This is a genomic window from Streptomyces sp. NPDC093510 (assembly GCF_040683555.1).
Classification (GTDB): domain Bacteria; phylum Actinomycetota; class Actinomycetes; order Streptomycetales; family Streptomycetaceae; genus Streptomyces.
This window is the reverse complement of the sequence record NZ_JBFBEE010000009.1, coordinates 260,537-278,733: the sequence shown is the minus strand read 5'-3', so window position 1 is coordinate 278,733 and position 18,197 is coordinate 260,537. Positions and strand designations below refer to the sequence as shown.

The 18,197-nt window shown below is 72.2% G+C and carries 15 protein-coding genes; 10 read left to right on the top strand and 5 right to left on the bottom strand.

The genetic code is table 11. The features are described 5' to 3' along the window. Positions 1–386: 386 nt before the first annotated feature. A complete protein-coding gene (locus AB0N81_RS17020) occupies positions 387–2,795 on the bottom strand; it encodes a DEAD/DEAH box helicase (protein WP_365358861.1) in 2,409 nt (802 codons plus the stop codon). Between the two features lie 463 nt (positions 2,796–3,258). Here AB0N81_RS17020 and AB0N81_RS17015 point away from each other — a divergent pair, with 463 nt between their 5' ends. Beyond that, positions 3,259–3,996 carry a ferritin-like fold-containing protein gene (locus tag AB0N81_RS17015; RefSeq protein ID WP_365358859.1) on the top strand — a complete coding sequence of 246 codons (738 nt, stop codon included), beginning with the start codon at positions 3,259–3,261 and terminating at the stop codon, positions 3,994–3,996. Positions 3,997–4,124: 128 nt separating this feature from the next. Here AB0N81_RS17015 and AB0N81_RS17010 read toward each other — a convergent pair whose 3' ends face one another. From AB0N81_RS17010 to AB0N81_RS16995, 4 genes are all read right to left on the bottom strand, one after another. Then, positions 4,125–4,394, bottom strand: coding sequence for a hypothetical protein (locus AB0N81_RS17010; protein WP_365358857.1), 270 nt, complete (start codon positions 4,392–4,394; stop codon positions 4,125–4,127). 202 nt (positions 4,395–4,596) lie between these two features. Further along, positions 4,597–4,824 carry a DUF3107 domain-containing protein gene (locus tag AB0N81_RS17005; protein WP_055565193.1) on the bottom strand — a complete coding sequence of 76 codons (228 nt, stop codon included), beginning with the start codon at positions 4,822–4,824 and terminating at the stop codon, positions 4,597–4,599. Between the two features lie 139 nt (positions 4,825–4,963). Further along, entirely contained in the window at positions 4,964–5,605 is a 642-nt protein-coding gene (locus AB0N81_RS17000; RefSeq protein WP_362999487.1) for a TetR/AcrR family transcriptional regulator, read from the bottom strand. Positions 5,606–5,794: 189 nt separating this feature from the next. Then, on the bottom strand, positions 5,795–6,022 hold the full coding sequence (locus tag AB0N81_RS16995; protein ID WP_365358854.1) for a hypothetical protein: 228 nt from the start codon (positions 6,020–6,022) through the stop codon (positions 5,795–5,797). Positions 6,023–6,212: 190 nt separating this feature from the next. Here AB0N81_RS16995 and AB0N81_RS16990 point away from each other — a divergent pair, with 190 nt between their 5' ends. The 9 genes from AB0N81_RS16990 to AB0N81_RS16950 all read left to right on the top strand — a co-directional run bounded on the left by AB0N81_RS16990 (position 6,213) and on the right by AB0N81_RS16950 (position 18,081). Next, positions 6,213–7,214, top strand: a complete 1,002-nt coding sequence (locus AB0N81_RS16990) for an alpha/beta hydrolase (RefSeq protein ID WP_365358852.1) — start codon at positions 6,213–6,215, stop codon at positions 7,212–7,214. Between the two features lie 8 nt (positions 7,215–7,222). Beyond that, positions 7,223–8,725 carry a DUF3152 domain-containing protein gene (locus AB0N81_RS16985; RefSeq protein ID WP_365358850.1) on the top strand — a complete coding sequence of 501 codons (1,503 nt, stop codon included), beginning with the start codon at positions 7,223–7,225 and terminating at the stop codon, positions 8,723–8,725. Positions 8,726–8,794: 69 nt separating this feature from the next. After that, entirely contained in the window at positions 8,795–8,887 is a 93-nt protein-coding gene (locus tag AB0N81_RS16980; RefSeq protein ID WP_365358848.1) for an Ms4533A family Cys-rich leader peptide, read from the top strand. A 185-nt stretch (positions 8,888–9,072) separates the two neighbouring features. Next, a complete protein-coding gene (locus AB0N81_RS16975; RefSeq protein ID WP_365358846.1) occupies positions 9,073–10,803 on the top strand; it encodes an ABC transporter substrate-binding protein in 1,731 nt (576 codons plus the stop codon). Further along, positions 10,800–11,735, top strand: coding sequence for an ABC transporter permease (locus tag AB0N81_RS16970; protein ID WP_365358844.1), 936 nt, complete (start codon positions 10,800–10,802; stop codon positions 11,733–11,735). Before AB0N81_RS16975 ends, AB0N81_RS16970 begins: the two co-directional genes overlap by 4 nt. Then, a complete protein-coding gene (locus tag AB0N81_RS16965; RefSeq protein WP_365358842.1) occupies positions 11,732–12,730 on the top strand; it encodes an ABC transporter permease in 999 nt (332 codons plus the stop codon). The genes AB0N81_RS16970 and AB0N81_RS16965 overlap by 4 nt, the downstream gene beginning before the upstream one ends. Next, the gene (locus tag AB0N81_RS16960) at positions 12,727–14,439 is read left to right on the top strand and encodes an ABC transporter ATP-binding protein (protein WP_365358840.1); all 1,713 of its coding nucleotides are present in this window, start codon (positions 12,727–12,729) and stop codon (positions 14,437–14,439) included. Before AB0N81_RS16965 ends, AB0N81_RS16960 begins: the two co-directional genes overlap by 4 nt. A 202-nt stretch (positions 14,440–14,641) precedes the next feature. Next, a complete protein-coding gene (locus AB0N81_RS16955; RefSeq protein ID WP_365358990.1) occupies positions 14,642–16,510 on the top strand; it encodes a DUF3492 domain-containing protein in 1,869 nt (622 codons plus the stop codon). Further along, entirely contained in the window at positions 16,507–18,081 is a 1,575-nt protein-coding gene (locus AB0N81_RS16950) for a hypothetical protein (RefSeq protein ID WP_365358838.1), read from the top strand. The genes AB0N81_RS16955 and AB0N81_RS16950 overlap by 4 nt, the downstream gene beginning before the upstream one ends. The last annotated feature ends 116 nt before the right edge of the window (positions 18,082–18,197 follow it).

Here is an 18,197-nt window from a genome sequence, read left to right as displayed (position 1 = left end):
TCCGCCGCGTCGGGTGCGCCCGCCTTCGTCCGCCCCCCACGTCGGCCCGGCCGCGCTCGGCTGTTCACGACTTGCTCGTCGAGCGGGTCCCGAGTCCCGCCGCGTCGGGCGCGCCCGGCTTTGGACGTTTGCCCGCGTCGGGCCCGGCCGTGCTCGGCCATCTGCGGTTACTTATCGGTGGTCGGCGGCTTGCGACTTGCTGACCGCAGCCATCTGCCTGCGGTCGTTTTCCCGCGTCGGTCTGCGCGCGGCCGCCTGTCCCGGTCGGCTCAGCCGCGACGGGGCGTGGTCGCCGGGCGGGTGAGGTGGTGGCTTGGCCTGGGGGTGGGAAGCGTGAAGGCCCGCCCCCGGGTGGGGGCGGGCCTTCGGAGTGGCGGGAGGCGGAGTTAGCTCTCCGCGGTCTCCACCGGCTCTGCCTTCTTGCGCGTCCGTCGGCGCGGTGCCGCTGCCGGGGCAGCCTCGGCCTCTGCCGTGTCCGCCGGGGCGGCCGCGGCCTTGCGCGTACGACGGCGGGGCGTGGGCTCCTCCGTCGCCTGGGCCGGGATGCCGGCCTCGGCGGTGTCGACGGCCTTCGCCGCCGTCTTGCGGGTGCGGCGCTTGGGCTTCTCGGCTTCGGGCGCGGTGGCTTCGGGGGCTGCCGCCTCGGTGGCCTTCTCCGCTGCCGTCTTGCGGGTGCGGCGCTTGGGCTTCTCCGCTTCGGCCTCGGTGGCCTCCGGGGTGACGGTCTCGGTGGCCTTCTCCGCCGCGGTCTTGCGGGTGCGGCGCTTCGGCTTTTCGGGCTCCGCCTCGGGGGCTGCCGCTTCGGCGACGACCTTTTCGGCTGCCGTCTTGCGGGTGCGGCGCTTGGGCTTCTCCGCTTCGGTCTCGGTGGCCTCCGGGGTGACGGTCTCGGTGGCCTTCTCCGCTGCCGTCTTGCGGGTGCGGCGCTTCGGCTTCTCCGCCTCCGCCTCGGGGGCTGCCGTCTCGGCGACGACCTTTTCGGCTGCCGTCTTGCGGGTGCGGCGCTTGGGCTTGTCCGCCTCGGTCTCGGTGGCCTCCGGGGTGACGGTCTCGGTGGCCTTCTCCGCTGCCGTCTTGCGGGTGCGGCGCTTCGGCTTCTCGGGCTCCGTCGCTGCCTCGGGCTCCGTGGCCTCCGGGGCGGCGGGCTCGGGGGCCTTCTCCGCCGCGGGCTTGCGGGTGCGACGGCGCGGCTTCGTCGGGGCCTCCGGCTCGGCGACGGGGGCCGCGGCAGGTGCTGCCGGGGTCTCCGTCTCGACGGCCGTGGCCTCGGACGCGGCCACGGCCTCCGACGCGCCACCGGCGCGGGTGCGCCGACGGCGGCGCGGGGTGCGCGGCTCGGTCACCTCGGCGACAGGAGCGGCCTGGGCGACCGGAGCGGCCTGGGCCGTCGAGGTCTCCGGAGCCGTCGGGGCCGACGTGGTGGTCGTGTCGAGCGGGGTGCCCGCTCGCGTACGGCGGCGGCGACGCGGCGTGCGCGCGGGGCGCTCACCCTCGGCGGCCGCCGGGCCCGAACGGTCCCGGTCACGGTCGCGGTCGCGATCCCGGCCACGGTCGCGGTCCTGCGTACGACCACCGCCGGAACGGCCACCACGGCCGCGCCCACCGGTCTCGCCGAGGTCCTCGACCTGCTCCGCGCCCAGACCCGCACGGGTCCGCTCGCCACGCGGCAGAACACCCTTGGTGCCCGCCGGGATGTTCAGCTCCTCGTACAGGTGCGGGGAGCTTGAGTACGTCTCGACCGGGTCGCTGAGGCCCAGGTCCAGCGCCTTGTTGATCAGCTGCCAGCGCGGGATGTCGTCCCAGTCGACCAGCGTGATCGCGATGCCCTTGGCACCCGCGCGGCCGGTGCGGCCGATGCGGTGCAGGTACGTCTTCTCGTCCTCGGGGGACTGATAGTTGATGACGTGCGTGACGCCACCGACGTCGATGCCGCGCGCGGCGACGTCCGTGCAGACGAGCACGTCCACCTTGCCGTTGCGGAACGCGCGCAGGGCCTGCTCGCGCGCGCCCTGGCCGAGGTCGCCGTGCACGGCGCCCGAGGCGAAACCACGCTTCTCGAGCTGCTCGGCGATGTCGGCGGCGGTCCGCTTCGTACGGCAGAAGATCATCGCGAGTCCACGGCCTTCGGCCTGGAGGATGCGCGAGACCATCTCGGGCTTGTCCATGTTGTGCGCGCGGTACACGTGCTGCTTCGTGTTCGCGACGGTCTGGCCCTCGTCGTCCGGCGCGGTGGCGCGGATGTGCGTGGGCTGCGACATGTACCGACGGGCGAGGCCGATGACGGCGCCCGGCATGGTCGCCGAGAACAGCATCGTCTGGCGCTTCGCCGGAAGCATGTTGATGATCTTCTCGACGTCGGGCAGGAAGCCCAGGTCGAGCATCTCGTCGGCCTCGTCGAGGACGAGGCACTTGACGTGCTTGAGGTCGAGCTTGCGCTGGCCCGCGAGGTCGAGCAGACGGCCCGGGGTGCCGACGATGACGTCGACGCCCTTCTTGAGGGCTTCGACCTGCGGCTCGTAGGCCCGGCCGCCGTATATGGCGAGGACGCGGACGTTACGCGCCTTGCCGGCGGTCAGGAGGTCGTTCGTCACCTGCTGGCAGAGCTCGCGGGTGGGGACGACGATGAGAGCCTGCGGCGCCTCGGTCAGCTGCTCGGGGGTGGCGCGGCCCGCCTCGACGTCGGCAGGGACGATCACGCGCTCGAGGAGCGGGAGGCCGAAGCCGAGCGTCTTGCCGGTGCCGGTCTTGGCCTGGCCGATGACGTCCGTGCCGGAAAGGGCGACGGGGAGCGTCATCTCCTGGATGGGGAAGGGGGTGATGATGCCGACGGCTTCAAGGGCCTCGGCCGTCTCGGGAAGAATCCCGAGCTCTCGGAAAGTCGTAGTCAGGGCTATGCCTCTTCTGTGAGACGCGGCGTGAGGCGAACGCTGGGGGTCGTGACCGTGCCACTACCGCCGGCCGCTTGGGGGGCGGGCCGGGGGCGCGGGACCACTGCCGGCGCTCGAGCGCTCTTACCGCTGAGGTTCCCTCCTCGTGCCGTACGCACCTGTGCGCACCGCCCGGAGGGCTGTCGGGTCGGAGCCGATCGGGCCACCGACCGGGCATCCTCATTCGTACGGCCCGACGAATATTCGGCGGTCGCATTACCACTGTACCGCTAAATCTCGCATGTGTGTCCGGCGAATTCGTCACATGGTCGTCGTCACAGTGACTGACCAGGGCCTTACGCGTTCCGGCAAGCGGGCTATTGTGCGCTTCATGGAGACGCCTGACACCGCCGCTGAATCCGCCCCCGAACCCACCGGGATCGCCGCCCAGGACTGGGCGAAAGCTTCCGCCGAGCCCCAGTACCGCGCCGCCGTCGTGGATCTCCTCGGCGCGCTCGCCTACGGGGAGCTCGCGGCGTTCGAGCGGCTCGCGGAGGACGCGAAGCTCGCGCCGACGCTCGGCGACAAGGCGGAGCTGGCGAAGATGGCGTCGGCGGAGTTCCACCATTTCGAGCAGCTCAGGGACCGGCTGTCGGCGATCGGCGCGGAGCCGACCGAGGCGATGGAGCCGTTCGTCGCCGCGCTCGACGGCTTCCACCGCCAGACCGCGCCGTCCGACTGGCTGGAAGGCCTCGTCAAGGCGTACGTCGGCGACTCGATCGCCAGCGACTTCTACCGCGAGGTCGCGGCCAGGCTCGACGCCGATACGCGTGAGCTCGTGCTCGGCGTCCTCGACGACACGGGCCACGCGAGCTTCGCCGTGGAGAAGGTGCGCGCCGCGATCGAGGCGGACCCCCGCGTGGGCGGGCGGCTCGCGCTCTGGGCGCGGCGGCTGATGGGCGAGGCGCTCTCGCAGTCGCAGCGGGTGGTCGCGGACCGTGACGCCCTGTCGACCATGCTGGTCGGGGGCGTGGCCGACGGGTTCGACCTCGCGGAGGTCGGGCGGATGTTCTCGCGGATCACTGAGGCGCACACGAAGCGAATGGCTGCGCTGGGCTTGGCGGCGTAGATCGGCTCGGGGCCGCTGCGCGGTCTGCTGCGGGTCCGCTGTGGCTGGTCGCGCAGTTCCCCGCGCCCCTGAAAAGCCCGCCCGAGTTCCCCAGGGGCCGGGGGAAGCCCCAGAGCCCGTTTCAAGGGTTACGCCGTTGCCGAGCGGTGCAGTCTGTTGCTTGTCGGGCGGAGCAGCAGGGACAGCAGGGCCGTGGAGACGGCCAGTGCTCCCAGGAGTGTCGCGGGGGCGTGGCCGGGGCCGAGCGCCATGTGTGTGATGAAGGCGCCGACGAGTGCGCCCGCGGGGCCCGTCGACAGGACCAGGCTGCGGGCCGGCAGCCGGTGCGCGAAGCGGTGTGCGGCGGCCCAGGCCAGGGCCAGGCCGAGCAATGTGGAGCCGAGTGCTTCCAGAAACACGGTGATGCCCTCCCTCGCGGCCAGGTGCAAATCGGTCGTAGCCGGTGTACCCCAGGCCACCGGAACGCAACCCTCCATGATCGGGTGACGTCGGCGTTTCCGCGTACAACACATCCGCGTACAACACATCCGCGTACAACACAGGAGAACGGCCCGGTGGTTGAGACCACCGGGCCGTTCTCACAAGATCCACCAGAGCGCCCTACAGAGCGCTGAATCCCACCTTGCGCGCGGTCGGCTCGCCCAGCTCCACGTACGCGAGGCGGTCGGCCGGAACCAGGACCTTGCGGCCGTGGTCGTCCACGAGGCTCAGCAGCGGCGACTTGCCGGTCAGCGCCTCGGACACCGCGTGCTCGACTTCCTCGGCGCTCTGGCCGCTCTCCAGCACGATCTCGCGGGGCGCGTACTGCACGCCGATCTTGACCTCCACGGCTTTGTCCCTCCGACGGTCAGTCTGTGCGCGGCCGTCCGCGCCGTACCCAGCACACATTAGCCCGGTGAGGGGACGCGGACGGACGCGGCCGTGCACGCCGGTAGCGAACACGGGACGGGAACAAAAACGCGAGGGCTCAGTGGCCTTCCGTGCCGTGCAGCGGGAAGCCCGCGATGCCGCGCCAGGCGAGCGACGTGATCAGCTGCACCGCCTTCTCGCGGGGGACCGTGCTGTCGCTGGCCAGCCAGTAGCGGGCGACGACCTGGGAGTACCCGCCGAGGCCCACGGCGAGGAGCATCGCCTCGTCCCTGGGCAGGCCGGTGTCCTCCGCGATGACCTCGCAGATCGCCTCCGCGCACTGGAGCGTGACGCGGTCCACGCGCTCGCGCACCGCCGCCTCGTTCGTCAGGTCCGACTCGAAGACCAGGCGGAACGCGCCGCCCTCGTCCTCGACGTACGCGAAGTAGGCGTCCATCGTCGCGGCGACACGGAGCTTGTTGTCCGTGGTGGACGCCAGCGCCGTGCGCACGGACTGCAGGAGCGACTCGCAGTGCTGGTCGAGCAGGGCCAGGTAGAGGTCGAGCTTGCCCGGGAAGTGCTGGTAGAGCACGGGCTTGCTGACTCCGGCGCGCTCGGCGATGTCGTCCATCGCCGCCGAGTGGTACCCCTGTGCGACGAATACTTCCTGGGCCGCCCCCAGGAGCTGGTTGCGTCGGGCACGGCGCGGCAGCCGTGTGCCCCGCGGGCGCGCCGCCTCTGTCTGCTCGATGGCTGTCACGCCGCCTCCCAAATGGTCCGATGTGCGGTGAGCGCCGCGCCGCCATCGTACTTTTCGGTAACAGCGATGTGCGCGGTGCGAGCGCAGAATTTCACGGACTGGACGACCATAGAAGGGCCGTCCAACGGTGCGTAACGGGGCAAACGCGAGCAGGTCAGCGGTCCTGGCCCGCTCGCCTGCCCGTTCCGCTCAGCGGTAGTCGTCCTCGTCGAGGGTCACGACGCGGGCCTGCTCCGCGAGGTCGGCCTCGTCGGCGGAGGCGGGATCGGCCCCTTCGAGGGAATCGTCCCTGCGCGGGGTCAGCTCCGTCTGCTGCTCCGCCGCGTCCGCCTCCGGGGCCTCGACGTCGGCCCCGGCCGCGGCGGCCACGTCGGCGTCTGTCTCGAAGGTCTCGGGATCACTCGGGTCGACACTCATGTATGGCTCTCTTCCCTTGCGGTACTTGGTGGCCCTGTGCGGGTGCGAGTGCCCTGTACCCCCTCTTTTCATGACTCCTCATGACTCTTTCGAGCCTAGAAGAGACCTGGGCGGGGCGCTACGCGATCTGTGTGCAGTCTGTGACAGCGAACACGTGAACTACCGCGTGATCGTCTCGTAACATTGCCGCATGTCTTCGACCGAGCTGCCGAACCTGCTGGCCGCCGCCGCCGCGCCCAAGCCGGGCGCCGTGGCGGTCGCGGAGGGGGAGCGGCTCGACTCGGTGGCCCTGCCCGGCCTCTCGCTGACCGTGCGCTCCCGGCCCTCGACCGGCCCCGGCCTGCCGCCCGCGCTGTACGTGCACGGGCTCGGCGGGTCCTCGCAGAACTGGTCGGCGCTGATGCCCCAGCTGGCGGACATCGTCGACTGCGAGGCGATCGACCTGCCGGGGTTCGGCGATTCCCCGCCGCCGGACGACGGGGACTACTCCATCACCGGGCATGCCCGCGCGGTCATCCGCTATCTCGACGCTCGCGACCGCGGCCCGGTCCACCTCTTCGGGAACTCGCTGGGCGGCGCCATCACGACGCGCGTCGCCGCGGTCCGCCCCGACCTGGTCCGTACGCTGACGCTGGTCTCGCCCGCCCTGCCGGAGCTGCGGGTGCAGCGCACGGCGGTGCCGACCGGACTGCTCGCGGTGCCCGGGGTCGCCGGCCTCTTCACCAGGCTCACCAGGGAGTGGACGGCCGAGCAGCGCGTACGGGGCGTCATGGGGCTCTGCTACGGCGACCCGGCGAAGGTCACGCCGGAAGGTTTCAGCGCGGCGGTCCGCGAGATGGAGCGCAGGCTCCAGCTCCCCTACTTCTGGGACGCGATGACCCGCACGGCGCGCGGCATCGTGAACGCGTACACGTTGAGCGGCCAGCACGGGCTGTGGCGGCAGGCGGAGCGGGTGCTCGCGCCGACCCTGCTCGTCTACGGCGGGCGCGATCTGCTCGTCTCGTTCCGCATGGCGCGCCGGGCGGCGGCCGCCTATCGCGACTCGCGGCTGCTCACGCTGCCCGACGCGGGCCATGTGGCGATGATGGAGTATCCCGAGAGCGTGGCGACGGCTTTCCGTGAACTCCTCGTCGACACCGGCGAGTTGAGCAAGGTGGGCCGTAACGGCTCGCGCACGGGTTCGGGGAGCTGAGGCGGCGCGTGGGACGTCACAGCCGCCGCGATCCGGCAGACACGACTGACAACACCAGCACCTCGGGCACACCGCTTCCCCGCGACGTGAGCCCTGGCGCGACGCCCGGCACGGGGCGACGCAGACGAGCGGCGGAGAACGCCGCACCGCACGACGGCACGCCCGCGCACGGCACGCCCGCCCACGGAACCCCCGCCCACGGCACGCCTGCGCACGGCACCCCCGCCCACAGAACCCCTGCCCACGGCACGCCTGCGCACGGAACCCCCGCCCACGGAACCCCCGCCCACGGCACGCCTGTTGACGGGGCGGCGCCCCGTCCGACCCCGCCCCACGGCGTGCCGCACGTCCGTGGTGGGCACCCCGAGCAGCGGGAGCCCGGCGGGGGCTGGGGCGACGTCCCCGGTACTGGCGGCGGGCCCCAGGTCAGGGGTCAGCACAGTGTCCCCGGGCCCCGGCAGGACTACGTGGCCGCGTTCCCCGACGGGGAAGGCGCCGCGGATGAGCCGGAGCCGGGGCCGGAGCCGGACGGCGCGCGGCCGCCGCGGCCCCGCGACCCGTACGCCTCCGTGACCGACTGGGCCGCCGTCCCCGAGCCCCGTTCGGGCGGCCGGGGCGGCGACTTCTTCGACGGCGACGGCGACGGCGACGACGGCGAGGCGAGCGGCGACGGCAAGAAGCATGGCCGGGGCCGCGTCATCGCCGTGGCCGCGGCCGCCGCCACGGCCACGGTGCTCGCGGTTGTCATGGCGGGCCAGCTCGCCGGCGGCGGCAAGGAGTCCGGCGTGCGGACCAAGGCCGCCCCGGGCGGCGCGCGCGACACCGACGACCCCGCCTCCCGCTCGGACCGCCGTCCGACGCCCGCCGAGGCGCCTAACGAGGCCCCGGCGACGTACGAGGAGAAGATGGCGGAGGAGAGGCCGCTGGACGCGAAGCTCAAGGCGTCCGGCGACTTCGAGGCGATGCCGGGGTTCGAGAAGGCACCCGGCAAGGGGCAGCTGTTCCGTTATCGCGTCGACGTGGAGAAGGGTCTCGGCCTGGACGGCAGGCTCTTCGCGCAGGCCGTGCAGAAAACCCTCAACGACGACCGGAGTTGGGCCCACGCCGGGGCCCGTACCTTCGAGCGGATCTCATCGGGGAAGCCCGATTTCGTCGTCACGCTCGCGAGCCCGGGAACGACCGCAGCCTGGTGTGCGAAATCGGGTCTCGACACCACTCAGGACAACGTGTCGTGCGATTCCGCGGCGACGGAACGCGTGATGATCAACGCCTATCGATGGGCGCAGGGCGCGAAGACCTACGGCGACGCCGTCAAGAAGAAGTACGGCAGCGCGATCTTCCCCTACCGGCAGATGCTGATCAATCACGAGGTCGGGCACCGGCTCGGCTTCAACCACACGGACTGCACGAAGGACGGGAGCCTCGCGCCCGTCATGCAGCAGCAGACGAAATTCCTCGAACACGACGGGATCAAGTGCAGGGCCAATCCCTGGGCCTTCCCGAAGAGTTGAGGCGGTGCGGTGTCCGAGTCCGCGGGCACCGCTTTGACATCTGTCGGAAGTTCGTTCATATTTCTCCGCATGTCGAAGAGTCACGCCCCGTCGAGCGCCGCCATTGAGCTGGCGCTGTTCGGCGTGACCGCGCTCTGCGTGGCCGACATCCACTGTTGCTGACGCCCGCCCCGGCGAGTGCGTCGCTCTTTTCCCAGCCTTGGCTTCCGATAGCCGCTTTCGGCTGTCCGTAGCCGTTTTCCGCTGTGTTTTCACGCCTTCTCCGGGGCGAGCTCCGCGTCATTTCAGCTCGTTTCCTGTTGATCCGCTGCCCTTTTCCGCAGCGACCCCCGAGAGGTCTTCTTCCGATGCGTCGATCGTCCGTCACAGCACGCCGCGTGGCAGCGGCATCCGTCAGCCTGGCCCTGGCCTCGGGCGTCGTCGCCTGCGCGGGTCCGAAGGACAACGGCGCCGGGGGCGGCGGCGACGGCAAGCCCGCCAAGGGCGGCACGCTCACCGTCCTCAACCGCGACCCGCAGACCGACTTCGACCCCGCCCGGCTCTACACCTCCGGCGGCGGCAACGTGCCGAGCCTCGTCTTCCGCACCCTGACCACCCGCAACCGCGAGGACGGCGCCAAGGGTGCCGAGGTCGTGCCGGACCTCGCCACGGACCTGGGCAAGCCGAGCAAGAACGCCACGGTGTGGACGTACACCCTGAAGAAGGGCCTCAAGTACGAGGACGGTACGCCGATCACCTCGGCGGATGTGAAGTACGGCATCGAGCGGTCCTTCGCCGCCGAACTCAGCGGTGGAGCGCCCTACTTGAGGGACTGGCTCGTCGGCGGGGACAAGTACCAGGGGCCATACAAGGACAAGAGCGGCAAGGGACTCGGGTCCATAGAGACGCCCGATGAGCGGACCATCGTCTTCCATCTGAACAAGCCCGAGGGCGAGTTCCCCTACCTGGCGACCCAGACGCAGTTCACGCCGGTACCGAAGAGCAAGGACAAGGGCACCAAGTACGAGGAGCACCCGCTCTCCTCCGGGCCCTACAAGGTCGTCGAGAACCAGAACGACGGCGAGCGGCTGCGCCTGGAGCGCAACCCGCACTGGTCCGCGAAGAACGACCAGGAACGGAAGGCCTACCCCGACGTCATCGACGTACGGTCCGGTCTCGACTCGTCCGTCATCAACCAGCGGCTCGCCGCGAGCCGGGGCGCGGACGCCGCCGCCGTCACCACCGACACCAACCTCGGCCCGGCCGAACTCGCCAAGGTCACCGGCGACAAGGAACTCGCCTCGCACGTCGGCACCGGACACTTCGGCTACACCAACTACCTCGCCTTCAACCCGAAGGTGAAGCCGTTCGACGACCCCAAGGTCCGCCAGGCCATCTCGTACGCCGTGGACCGCTCCTCGGTCGTCAACGCGGCGGGCGGCTCCTCGCTCGCCGAGCCCGCCACCACGTACCTGCCGAACCAGAAGTCCTTCGGATACACGAAGTACGACCACTTCCCGGCGGGCCCGAACGGCAACCCGAAGAAGGCCAAGGAGCTCCTGAAGGAGGCCGGTCACAAGGACGGGCTCACCATCACGCTCACGCACTCCGACGCCAAGGACTTCGAGACCAGCCCCGAGATCGCCACCGCGATCCAGGACGCGCTCAAGAAGGCCGGGATCACCGTCAAGCTGGCGGGGCTCGAGGACAACGACTACAAGGACAAGAGCCACAGCGCCGAGGACGAGCCCGGCCTCTTCCTCGCGCACTGGGGCGCCGACTGGCCCTCCGGCGGCCCCTTCCTCGCCCCGATCTTCGACGGCCGGCAGATCGTGGAGGACGGCGCCAACTTCAACTCGGGGTTCCTGGACGACAAGTCCGTCAACGACGAGATCGACGAGATCAACAAGCTGACCGACCTGAAGGCCGCCGCCGAGCGGTGGGGCGCCCTCGACAAGAAGATCGGCGAGAAGGCGCTGACCGTGCCGCTCTTCCACCCGGTCTACAAGCGCCTGTACGGCAAGGACATCAAGAACGTCGTCATCAGCGACTGGACCGGCGTCCTCGATGTCTCCCAGGTCGCGGTGGAGTCGAAGTGACGGTCCGCACGCTCTTCTGGGGGCGGCTGCGCGAGCAGCGCGCCGCCCTCGTGGCGGCGGGCGTCGTCGCCCTGCTCGTCGTCGTGGCGCTCGCCGCGCCGCTGCTCACCGCCCTTGAGGGGCAGGACCCCACCTCGTACCACCCGGACCTCATCGACTCGGCGCGCGGTGGCGTGCCGGTCGGCCCGTTCGGCGGGATCAGCGGCGAGCACTGGCTCGGCGTCGAGCCGCAGACCGGGCGTGACCTCTTCGCGCGCCTCGTGTACGGGGCGCGGGTCTCGCTCGGCGTCGCGTTCGCCGCGACCGTCGTGCAGCTGTTCATCGGGATCGCGGTCGGCATCGCCGCCGGATTCGGCAGCCGGTGGGTGGACCAGGTGCTCAGCAGGGCCACCGACGTACTCGTGGCGCTGCCGCTGATGGTCTTCGCGCTCGCGCTGATGGCGGTCGTGCCTGACGGCTTCCCGCGGCCCGTGCTCGTCGCCCTGATCATGGGCCTCGTCGGCTGGGGCGGTGTGGCCAGGATCGTGCGCGCGCAGACCGTCACGCTCAAGGAGCTCGACCACGTGGCCGCCGCCCGGCTCAGCGGCTGGGGCGGCGTGCAGATCGCCCGGCGCGAGCTGCTGCCCGCGCTCGCCGCGCCCGTCATCACCTACGCCGCGCTGCTCGTCCCCGCGAACATCACCTTCGAGGCGGCGTTGTCCTTCCTCGGCGTGGGCGTGAAGCCGCCCACCGCGTCGTGGGGGCAGATGCTCACGTCCGCCGACGTCTGGTACCAGGCGGCGCCGCAGTACCTGCTGTACCCGGCGGGCGCGCTGTTCGTGACCGTGTTCGCGCTCACCGTCCTCGGCGACGGCGTGCGCACGGCGCTCGACCCGCGGGCCGCGTCGCGGCTGCGGATCGGGACCGGCCGGAAGCGGGAGGCCCGCGCATGACCGGCTTCTCCGGCTTCCTCGTGCGGCGCCTTCTCGGTGCCGCCGCCACCCTCCTCGCCATCTCCGTGATCATCTACGCGGTGTTCTACGCCGCGCCGGGCGACGTCGCCCAGATCACCTGTGGTTCGCGCTGCTCGCCTGCCCAAGTGCAGCAGGTCGCCGCGCAGTTGCGGCTCGACGACCCGCTGTATGTGCGCTACTGGGACTTCCTCCAGGGCGTCGTCGTCGGCCAGGACTACTCGACGGGCACCGGCACCGAGCACTGCGGCGCGCCCTGCCTCGGGATCTCCTACCAGAGCGACCAGCAGGTCACCGCGCTGATTGCGGCGAAGCTGCCGGTCACGGCGTCGCTCGCGCTGGGCGCCATGGTGCTGTGGCTCGCCCTCGGCGTCGGCACCGGAGTGCTCTCCGCCTGGCGGCGCGGCCGGATCGGCGAGCGCGTGCTGACCGCCGTCACGCTCGCGGGCACCGCCACGCCCGTGTTCGTGATCGGCCTGCTGCTGATGATCGTGGTCTGCGGACAGTTGCAGTGGCTGCCCTTCCCGCAGTACGTCGACTTCGTGGACGACCCGACGCAGTGGGCGTGGAACCTGCTCCTGCCGTGGCTGTCGCTCGCACTCATCGAAGCCGCCAAGTACGCGCGGCTGACCCGGTCCTCGATGCTGGAGACCCTCGCCGACGAGCACGTGCGGACCTTCCGCGCCTACGGCGTGGGGGAGCGGTCGATCATCGGCAAACACGCGCTGCGCGGCGCCGTCGCGCCCGTCATCGCGCTGACCGCCAACGACTTCGGGTCGATGTTCGGCGGTGCCGTGCTCACCGAGACGCTGTTCGGCCTGCCCGGCCTCGGACGCGAACTCGTGCACGCCGTCAAGGTCGTCGACCTGCCGGTGGTCGTCGGTCTCGTCATGGTCACCGGCTTCTTCGTGGTGCTCGCCAATGCCGTCGCGGACCTCCTGTACGCGGTGGCCGACCGACGGGTGGTGCTGTCATGAGTCTCGTGCAAGTCACGGATCTGCGCGTGGTGTTCGGCTCCGGGCGCGGGGCCGGGTCCGGGTCCGGTGCCGGTGCCGGTGCCGTCCGGGCCGTGGACGGGGTCTCCTTCACGCTGGAGAAGGGCGGCGCACTCGCGCTCGTCGGCGAGTCGGGGTCCGGCAAGTCCACCGTGGCGTCCGCACTGCTCGGGCTCCACCGGGGAACGGGCGCGCACGTCAGCGGATCGGTGCTGGTCGACGACGTCGACGTACAGGCGGCGTCCGAGGCCGAACTGCGCGGGCTGCGCGGCGGAAAGGCCGCGATGGTCTTCCAGGACCCGCTCTCCTCCCTCGACCCGTACTACGCGGTGGGCGACCAGATCGCAGAGGTGTACCGCGTGCACACGGGCGTGTCCCGGCGGGCCGCACGCGCGCGTGCCGTGGAGGTGCTCAGCCGGGTCGGCATCCCCGACGCCGCGCGCCGATCCCGTTCCAGGCCGCACGAGTTCAGCGGCGGCATGCGTCAACGCACGCTCATCGCCATGGCGTTGGCGTGCGAGCCTGCGCTGCTGATCGCCGACGAACCGACCACGGCGCTCGACGTCACCGTGCAGGCCCAGATCCTCGACCTGCTGCACACGCTGCGCGACGAGACCGGCATGGGGCTGCTCCTGGTCACCCACGACGTGGGCGTCGCCGCGGAGAGCGTCGACGAGGTCCTGGTCATGCGGGACGGGCGCGCGGTGGAGCGCGGGGCGGTGCGGGAGGTGCTGGGTGCGCCCCGGGAGGCGTATACGCAGGAACTCCTCAAGGCCGTGCCACGGGTGGACGCGCCGCCGGTACCGCGGGCGACCCCGGCGGTGCCGGCCGGTGAGGCGGGTGAGACGGGTGAGGCAGGTGAGGTGGATGAGGTGGATGAGGTCGTGCTCGAAGCCGTGGGACTGCGGCGGGAGTTCGGGCGCGGCAGGCGCGCGGTCACCGCCGTCGACGACGTCTCCCTCACCGTCCGCCGCGGGGAGACCCTCGGCGTCGTAGGCGAGAGCGGCAGTGGCAAGACCACGCTCGGCCGGATGCTGGTGGGCCTCCTGGCGCCCACCGCGGGGCAGCTTCGGCATGGGGGCGCGGAGACGTCCGGTGGGCGGGTCGTTCCCGGTGGGCGGGTCGTTCCCGGTGTGCAGATGGTGTTCCAGGACCCCGTCTCCTCGCTCAATCCACGGCGTTCCGTCGGCGAGTCCGTCGCCGATCCGCTGCGCGCGCGGGGCGAGAGCGACTCCTACGTACGGGGGCGTGTGCGCGACCTCCTGGAGCGCGTCGGCCTCGATCCGGCGCACTACGACCGCTACCCGCACGAGTTCAGCGGCGGGCAGCGCCAGCGCGTCGGCATCGCGCGGGCGCTCGCCGCGGAGCCCCGGCTCATCGTGTGCGACGAGCCGGTGTCGGCGCTCGACGTGACGACGCAGGCCCAAGTGACGGCGCTGCTCGGTGAGTTGCAGCGAGAACTGGGGCTCGCACTGGTCTTCGTCGCGCACGACCTCGCCGTCGTGCGTCAGGTCAGCGACCGGGTCGCGGTGATGCGGCAGGGCCGGATCGTCGAGCACGGAACCGTGGACGAGGTCTATGGATCGCCGCAGGACCCGTACACGCGACGCCTGCTCGCCGCTGTGCCCGCGCTCGACCCGGAGGCGGCGGCGCGGCGGCGAAAGGACCGCAGGGAACTGGCCGCAGCCTGACCCTCCGTAGCGAAAAGGGGCTTCCGGAGTGCTATAGCGCGACGGAACGCGACCGGCGCGGGAAAGTTACTGCCGTTCACCCCTTCTGGTGGCGCGATGGACAACCGTCCGTCGCGCCACCTGCATGACCGCATACGTTCGTCCCGCTGCGAGCCGCCCGGTCGAAGGGCGGCTCACCGAACGGGAGATCGGGGGTGCGCTCGTGCGCGTCGGACTGCTTACGGAGGGTGGCTATCCGTATGTGAGCGGTGAGGCGAGGCTCTGGTGCGACCGGCTCGTACGGGGGCTCGGGCAGCACGAGTTCGACCTCTACGCGCTCAGCCGCAGCGAGCGGCAGGAAGCGCAGGGGTGGGTCGAACTGCCGCCCCAGATAGGCCGGGTGCGCACGGCGCCGCTGTGGACCGTCGACGACGAGGCACTCCGCGCGGCGGGCCCGCGCGGCGGCCGCGGACGCCACGCCCGTCGCCGCTTCACCGAGCACTTCGGGGAGCTGGCGGGGGCGGTGTGCCGGGGTGGCTCGCGTGGCGCTGGCGGCTCGGGTGGTTCCGGTGGCGCGGGTGGCTCTTCCGGCTTCGGCCGCTTCGGCCGCTTCCGTGATGGTGAGACCGCTTCGGGGGGCACTCGCGGCGACGCGGCGGACCGTTTCAGCAACGCACTGTACGGGCTCGCCGAACTCGCCCGCGACGAGGGCGGACTGGTAGGCGCACTGCGTTCCGAGTCCGCCGTCCGCGCGCTGGAGCGCGCCTGCCGCGCGCCCGGCGCGCTGCGCGCCGCCCACGCCGCGCGGGTACCCGACCTGCTCACCGTCGTGGACCGGATGGAGCAGGCCCTGCGGCCGCTCTCGCTCGACTGGTACGGGCCCGACGAGCTCGGCGCCGTCGACCTGTGCCACGCCACCTCCGGCGGACCCGCGGCGCTGCCCGGCCTGCTGGCCGGGCACTTCTCCGGCGTGCCCTTACTCGTCACCGAGTACGGCGTGCAGCTGCGGGCGCGCTACCTCGCCGCGGGCGACATGGACCTGAGCGAGCCGGCGCGGGCGCTGCTCGCCTCCTTCCACGGTCTCCTCGCCGCCGAGGTGTACCGCCGCGCCACGATCATCACCCCCGGCAACACCCACGCCAGGCGCTGGCAGGAGCGCTGCGGCGCCGACCGCGCCAAGCTGCGCACGGTCCACCCCGGCATGGAGGCCGACCGCTTCTCCGAGATCGGCGAGGGAGGCTACGACGACTTCCCCGCCGACCACGACACGCTCCTGTGGGTCGGCCGCATCGAGCCCGCCAAGGACCTGATCTCGCTGCTCCACGCCTTCGGGGAGATCCGGAAGGAAGTGCCGGGAGCGCGCCTGCGGATCGTCGGAGCACCGGTCGAAGGGCCCGAGGCCCTGGCCTACCTCGCGCACTGCCGAGCCCTCGCCGCCCAGCTCTTCCCGTACGAGGCGGACGGCGCGCACTCCGTCGGCGACAACCCCGTCTCCTTCGAGGAGATCGGCGGGCCCGACGCGCCCGGACTGGCCGACGCGTACGCCTCCGCGGGCGTCGTCGTCCTGTCCAGCGTCGTCGAGGGCTTCCCGATCAGCCTCGTCGAGGCCATGTTCTGCGGACGCGCGACCGTCTCGACGGATGTCGGCGCGGTGGTGGAGGTCATCGGCGGCACCGGGCTCGTCGTGCCGCCGCGCAATCCGCGGGCGCTCGCGGAGGCGTGCGTGGCACTCCTGCGGGCCCCCGAGCGCTGCGCGCGCCTGGGTGCGGCGGCGCGGGCGCGGGCCCTCGAGCTCTTCACCGTCGAGCAGAACGTCGCAGCATTTCGAAGCATTTACCTGGAGATCGTCTCGCACTGCCCGGTGCACAGGGACGCGGTGGACGAGGCGGGCGAACCGGTGCCGTTCGCGAACCCGGCGGAGGCGTATCTCCCGGGGCGGTGGGCGGTCTCGGTGGGGCCGGCGTCCGGGGCGGAGCCGGGGGCCGAGGGCGGCGGCGTACCGAGTTGGGCCGTGTCGAGTCGGGCCGTGCCGGAAGAGGCTCCCGTGTCTCCCGCGTCTCCCGTGTCCGAGTTGAAGGGGGCCTCCGTATGAAGCGGCACGAGGGCGCGGGTGCCTTCGGCGCCCTGGACGCGCCGCGCGCCCCGCAGGGCGTGACCGCATGGGACCCACGGTCCGAGGAACTCCTCGCGGAGACGGCTCCGACGCCGATCGCCGGTGACAGTGACAGTGACAGTGCGAGTGACGACGGCGACGGTGACGGGGACAGCGACAGCGGATGGGACGCGCGCGGCAAGGGCGGCCGCGGCGACAGCGGTAGCGATGCTGATGGCGACCGCAGTGGCGAGGGCGCTGGCGGTGGCGCTGGCGGCGGCGCCGGCGGTGGTGCCGGCGGTGGTGCTGGCGGTGGTGCTGGCGGTGGCGGAACGCGTGGTTCCGGAAGCGCCCCCCTCCCCACCTCCCGGGCCAAGACCCCGAGGCGCGGCGCCGCCGACCCCGTGAAGGCCCTCATGCACCGCCACCGCGAGCTGTGCGAGCGCGCCGTCGATCCGCTGGACATGGCGGCGGGCCTGGAGGCGCACGGCGTCACCGACCGGGTGGCCGCCCGCTTCCGGCACCGGGACGTGTTCGCACTGGCCGAGGAGATGTACGCGCGCGTGCCTCGCGGCGGCGACGACCCAGGACGTACCGCCTCCGACGGCACACACGACGTACCAGAAGTGCCGCGCGGCTGGGCCCTGTTCGCCCTGCTGCCTGGCGCGGCGTGCGCGGCGACCGTGGCGGGACTCGGCATCAGCGGGATCGGCGGCAGCGACGGGATCGGCGGGGGCGGCGACCCGGGCGAACTCGGCGAGGGAAGCGCGCGGTTCCTGACCGTGCCCTTGGGTGTACTCGCCGTGTGCGTGGCCCTGCGCATCGCCCTGCGGTACGGGCCGCTGCGTGCCGTCACCCACCAGACGCCCGCCACGCGCGCGTGGGTGTGCTGGCTCCTCGCGTACGCCCTGCTCGGCGACGGTGTCCTGAAGGCCGTCATCGTGGGCGGCCCCGACGGACCCGGTGACCTCTGGGACCCGGCGACCGCCCCGCTCCTCGGCCTCGCCCTGGCCGTCGCGCCCGCGATCTGGTGCGCCCGCCTCTTCGCTGTACGGGCCGGGGGGCGGCTCGCCGCGAGCCGCGGACTCGATGAGTTCGCCGCCTCCGTAAGGCCGTGGCTGCTCGGAGTGTTCGCCCTCTTCCTGGGGGCGCTCGGAGCGCTGCTCGCGCTGTCGTACGCGCTCCTCGGTACGGCGGGCGACACCCGGCACGGCGGGGAACCGGCACTCTTCGGAGCCGCCGTGCCCGGAGTCGCCGCCCTCGGAGCCGCCGCCCTCGGAGCGCTGCTGCTGCTCGCCCGGCTCCTCGGCGTCTACGGCTTCACCCGCGCCCCCGCCCTGCTGCTCGGCGCCGCGGGCGCCTGCGAGGCGGCCGCCCTGGCCTCGGTGTTCGCGGGCCGGCTGCCGGGGTGCGACGCGCTGGCCGAGCCCGTCACGGCCGCCGTCGACGCGTGGGGCCCCGGCGTCGTACCGGCCGCCGCCTGCGGTGTCGCCGCCCTCGTCCTGCTGGTCCACGCGGCCAGGACCCTGACCCTCGCCTCGGCCCACGCCGGTTCGCGTGATGCGCCGTGAACCGCCGCCCGCAGACCCATCAGACCACTCTCCCGCGGGGCCGACACCGCGGGCCGGACCCCGTGCACCACGTCAACCTCCCGAAGGAGAAAGACAGATGACCACCCGCAGCCGTC